Origin of the sequence: Patulibacter sp. NPDC049589 (genome assembly GCF_040675535.1) — a bacterium.
Classification (GTDB): Bacteria; Actinomycetota; Thermoleophilia; order Solirubrobacterales; family Solirubrobacteraceae; genus Patulibacter.
In genome coordinates, this window is the sequence record NZ_JBFAPC010000267.1 from 1 (window position 1) to 4,632 (window position 4,632).

Annotated in this window: 4 protein-coding genes; 1 reads left to right on the top strand and 3 read right to left on the bottom strand. The window is 75.6% G+C overall.

The window, feature by feature from the left end; translation table 11 throughout:
- Nucleotides 1-191 precede the first annotated feature (191 nt).
- Nucleotides 192-803 carry a mismatch-specific DNA-glycosylase gene (locus tag AB0L40_RS26650; RefSeq protein WP_364361648.1) on the bottom strand — a complete coding sequence of 204 codons (612 nt, stop codon included), beginning with the start codon at nucleotides 801-803 and terminating at the stop codon, nucleotides 192-194.
- Between the two features lie 200 nt (nucleotides 804-1,003).
- On the bottom strand, nucleotides 1,004-2,323 hold the full coding sequence (locus AB0L40_RS26655) for a class II fumarate hydratase (protein ID WP_364361650.1): 1,320 nt from the start codon (nucleotides 2,321-2,323) through the stop codon (nucleotides 1,004-1,006).
- A gap of 165 nt (nucleotides 2,324-2,488) precedes the next feature.
- Between AB0L40_RS26655 and AB0L40_RS26660 the strand changes: the two genes are divergently transcribed.
- Nucleotides 2,489-3,676 carry a hypothetical protein gene (locus AB0L40_RS26660; RefSeq protein WP_364361652.1) on the top strand — a complete coding sequence of 396 codons (1,188 nt, stop codon included), beginning with the start codon at nucleotides 2,489-2,491 and terminating at the stop codon, nucleotides 3,674-3,676.
- 13 nt (nucleotides 3,677-3,689) lie between these two features.
- On the opposite strand, the gene AB0L40_RS26665 is transcribed toward AB0L40_RS26660, so the two are convergent.
- Nucleotides 3,690-4,523, bottom strand: coding sequence for a hypothetical protein (locus AB0L40_RS26665; protein ID WP_364361654.1), 834 nt, complete (start codon nucleotides 4,521-4,523; stop codon nucleotides 3,690-3,692).
- Nucleotides 4,524-4,632 lie beyond the last annotated feature (109 nt).

The window sequence follows — 4,632 nt, forward strand, 5'->3', positions numbered from 1 at the left end:
CCGCCGGGGCCCCGGCCCCGGCCCGCCCCCCCCCCCCCCCCCCACGGGGGTGGTCGCGATTCCCTCGCTCACGGCGAGGCGATGGCGACCAGGCCTCAGATCGTCGGGGGTGGTCGCGATTCCCTCGCTCACGGCGAGGCGATGGCGACCAGGCCTCCCCCGGCGCGGGGCCGGGCGGGCCCCGGGGCACCTCAGACCGGGGCGACCACGCCCGCCTCGACCGCCGCGGCGCGGTAGGCCGCCGCGGCGCGGTAGGCCGCCGCGAGCGTGTCGACCGTCTCGTGGGCGTTGAGGCCCGAGGGGTTCGGGACGACCCACAGGGCGGTCCCGGCGAACGGGCCGTCCAGCGGGTCGGGCTGCCGGCCGGGAACGGCCTTGCGCTCGCCGAACGCGTCGCGGTAGGCGGTGATGCCGGCGATCGCCACGACCGCCGGCCGCCGCTGCGCGACCAGCCGCGTCAGGCGCTCGCCGCCCGCGCGGAGCTCGTCCTTCGTCAGCTCGGACGCGCGGACGGTCGCGCGCCGGACGAGGTTCGTGATCCCGATGCCGCGGCCGACGAGATAGGCCCGGTCCTCGTCGGTCATGCCGGCGACGCGGTCGATCTCGTAAGCGGTGATCCCCGCCGCCGCGAGCGCCGGGTAGAAGCGGTTGCCGGGGTGCGCGAAGTGCGTCTGCACCGCCGCCGTCCACAGGCCGGGGTTGATCCCGACGAACAGCAGCCGGAGGTCGGTCTCCGGCCCGCCGAGCAGGTCGGGGACCTCCTCGTCCCGGTACGCCTCGAGCTGCTCGCGGGTGAAGCCCATGCGGCGGGATCATGCCGCCCCGGCCACGCGGGACGACACCCGCCCGCATGGCCGGTCCCCGTCCGGGTGCCCGGTGCCTCGCCGCCGTCCGGAGCGATCCGGACCCGAGAAGCACCGGGTGGGGCCCCGTCCGGGTGCCTCCTGCCCCGCCGAGGTCCGACGCGGTCCGGACCCGGGACGCAGGAGGTGGGGCCCGGCCTCTACCCCTGGTTCCCGCGCGCGATCTTGCGCAGGTCGATCGTCTGGTCGTAGAGGTCGGCGTCGACGCCCTCGGCCAGCGCGACGTCGCGCAGCGGCTCGCCGGAGTCGGTCGCCTTCTTGACGATCGTGGTGGCGAGGTCGTAGCCGATGGCCTCGTTCAGCGCCGTGGCGGTCGCCAGGGTGCCGGCCGCCGAGGCGTCGGTGCCCTTGGTGTTCGCGCGGATGCCGTCGATGGCCTTCTCGGCGAACGCGACGGACGCGGTCGACAGCAGGTGGATCGACTGCAGCAGGTTGCGGGCGATCAGCGGGACGCGGACGTTCAGCTCGAACTGGCCCTGCATGCCGCCGATGGTGATCGCGGTGTCGTTGCCGATGACCTGGGCGGAGACCTGGATGACGACCTCGGGCAGGACCGGGTTGACCTTGCCCGGCATGATCGAGGAGCCCTTCTGCAGCTCGGGCAGGAAGAGCTCGCCGATGCCGACGCGCGGGCCGGACCCCATCAGCGCGATGTCCTGGGCGATCTTCGTCAGCGAGACCGCGACGACCTTCAGCGCGCCGGAGAGCTCGACGAGCGCGTCGCGGTTGCCCTGCGCCTCGAACGGGTCGGCCGGGGCGGCGATGAGGCTGAGGCCGGAGTCGGCGATGAGCTTCTCGCGGACGGCGGGCGCGAACTCGGCCGGCGTGTTCAGGCCGGTGCCCGTGGCCGTGCCGCCGAGCGGGATCTGGCCGACGTGCGGGAGGGCGTTCTCGACCCGCTTGACGCCCTGGCGGACCTGCGCGGCGTAGCCGGAGAACTCCTGGCCGAGCGTCACCGGGACGGCGTCCATGAGGTGCGTACGTCCGGCCTTGACGACGTCGACGAACTCGTCGGCCTTCGCCTGCAGCGAGGCCTCGAGCTGCTTCAGCGCCGGGATCAGGCGGTTGGTCGCCTCGTCCAGCGCGGCCAGGTGGACCGCGGAGGGGAAGGTGTCGTTCGACGACTGCCCCATGTTCACGTGGTCGTTCTTGTGCGCGGCCTCGCCGGTCAGCGCCGAGATGACCTCGTTGACGTTCATGTTCGTCGACGTGCCGGAGCCCGTCTGGAACACGTCGATCGGGAACTGGTCGTCGTGCTCGCCGGCGACGATCTTGGCCGCGGCCTCGGAGATCTGCGTGGCGATCCCCTGGTCGAGCTTGCCGAGCTCGGCGTTGACCAGGGCGGCGGCGCCCTTGATCCGGGCCTGCCACTTGATCACCTGGATCGGGACGCGCTCACCGGAGATCGGGAAGTTGTCGACGGCCTTCTGGGTCTCGCTGCCGTACAGGGTCTCAGCCATGGGGTGTCCCTCTCTCAGGGGTCGTGGGCGACGGGCCGGACACTACTCCCGGGCGGCGTTCCGGCGACCCCTCGCCGCGCCGGGCCGCGCGCCGCGATGGCGCCTCGCCGCTCCCGGCGCGGACGGCGCACGCAACCTTCGGCCGCGTCGATGGTTGTATGAAGCATGTCCCGTCCCCCGGTTCCCCCGTCCACCGTCCCCTCCGGCGCCCCGCGCCGCGGGGCCTCCCGCGTCGCCGGCGAGCCGCGCCCCGGCTCCGTCGACCTCGCCGTCTCGCCGTCCCGGTCGAAGCCCCGCACGGCTGTCGGGCTCCCGGCCGCCGGCACCGCGGCCCCGCAGCGCGCGCCCCTCCTCGTGGCCGGGGCGATCGCGGCCGCCATCCTCGCGGCCCCCGCCGCCCACGCGGCGGACCCTGCCGCCCCGGCTGCGCAGGCCACGCCCCCGGCCGCGCCCGTCGTCCTCGACCCGACGGCGCCGATCGCCGTCTCCGCCTCGGGCGCGGACCTCGCCTGGATCCGGCCGCCCGCGACCCGCGCCGGCCGTCCGACGCTCGTCGTGCGCAACGCCGACGGCACCTCCCGGGTCGTCGCGCAGACGCTGCCGGCGAACGTCGACGACCTCGTGATCGGCCGCGTCCATCCCCAGGGGCCCGACGTCGCGATCGTCGCCACGCAGTCCAGCACCAGCGGGATCCCCCACGCGCGGGGCCCGGCGCGACGCGGGACGCTGTGGTCCCTGCCGCTCGACGGCTCTGCCGCCCCGAAGCGCCTCGCGGTCTCGAAGCCCGGCACCGACCTGGCCTCGCCCGGGCTGCTGCGCGGGCGCCTGAGCTTCGCCAGCCGGGTGCGGCTGCGCGAGGGCGTCCGCTGGACGCTCCGCCGCGGGACGGCCACGTCGTCCGTCTCGACCCTGGTCTCGCGCGGCGACGCGGACCAGACGATCGACCAGACGACCCCGGTCTCGGGCGGCCGCGTCGCCTACGTGACGTCGACCCGGAACCGGGTGACCACCGGGGCCGCGCTGGACCTCCGCCTGATCCACCCCGGCGGCCACTCGACGGTCGTGTCCCGCACGAACTACGGCGGGGCGTCGGAGAGCGGCTTCGGTCCGCTGACCCCGTCCGCCGAGGGCGGCACGCTGACGGCGTCGCGCTGGACGGTCGCGGGCGCCCACCCGCACGACCTCACGACGTGGGCCGTTCCCGGCGGCCGGGTGCTCGGCACCGCGAAGAGCCCGGCCGCCTCGGAGAAGGCCGTCACGGTCTACGGCGACCACGGCAGCCACTCGTTCGAGGCCGTGTACGGGTCGGAGGCCCCGGGCACGCCGGGGCTCGTGCTGCGGGCCGCCGGCTGAGCGGGAGGTGCGGTCAGCGGCGCACGGTCCGCACCACGCTCGCCGTCCGCACCGAGGTCCCGCGCAGCGCCAGACGCACGCGCAGGCGGTACCGGCCCGGCTCCAGCGCGGGCACGCGGCCGGCGACCGTCCTCGGGCGGGTGGCCCGCAGGCGGACGGTGTGGAGCGTCCGCCAGCGCGGCCGTCGGCCGGTCGTGCGTCGCTGGACCCCGACGCGGGCCGTCCCCGCCCCCGGGAACGCGACGCGCACGCGACGGCGGTCGACCCGGACGCTCCGGGCCGCGGCGCGCGCCGCGGACGCGAGGACCGCGGGGGCCATCGCCCCCGGCTTCCGGCTCCCGGCGAGCAGGGCCGCGCCCTGGTCGGCCGTGAGGTGCGGCAGCAGCCAGCCGATCCAGTCGGGGACGTCGGAGACCTGGACGCCGGCGGGCAGCAGGTTGCGGATCTCGACCGGGTAGCGCAGCGTCTGGTCGGGGTGCTCGAGCTCGATGACGACCGTCACGCGGTAGACCGGGCGGTAGGCGACCCGGCCGACCGGCAGCGTCACGCGGTAGGCCCAGGTCGGGAACAGGATCTGCGGCTTGCAGGGAGTGTCCTCGGTCAGCCCGGGGTTCACGCACTGCAGGAGATCGGCGTCCGGACCCTCGACCCGCACCGCGCGGACGGCGGTGGCGTCGTCGCCGCGGTTGACGATCTCGACGGTGTGGTCCGTGCGGATCCCGGTGATCGTGATGCGCCCGCCCTGCGCGTCGCGCGGGCCCTGCCCCGGCAGCTCCTCGATCCGCGGACCGGTGACGACGCTCGCGGGCCGGACGGGGTCCCACGGGTAGCGGGGCAGGCCGTCCACGGAGGCCGGGGGCGCCTCAGCCTGAATCCACCGTTCTGTCGGGTGGATGAGGAAGAGTGACCTCCCAAGCAGGGCTTGAAAGCGGCTGATTCCAGCAGCCGCGGCCTCG

Bases quoted from the DNA above. Each gene is read 5' to 3' on its own strand.
- AB0L40_RS26650 (WP_364361648.1), bottom strand. From the start codon at position 803: ATGGGCTTCACCCGCGAGCAGCTCGAGGCGTACCGGGACGAGGAGGTC.
- AB0L40_RS26655 (WP_364361650.1), bottom strand. From the start codon at position 2,323: ATGGCTGAGACCCTGTACGGCAGCGAGACCCAGAAGGCCGTCGACAAC.
- AB0L40_RS26660 (WP_364361652.1), top strand. From the start codon at position 2,489: ATGTCCCGTCCCCCGGTTCCCCCGTCCACCGTCCCCTCCGGCGCCCCG.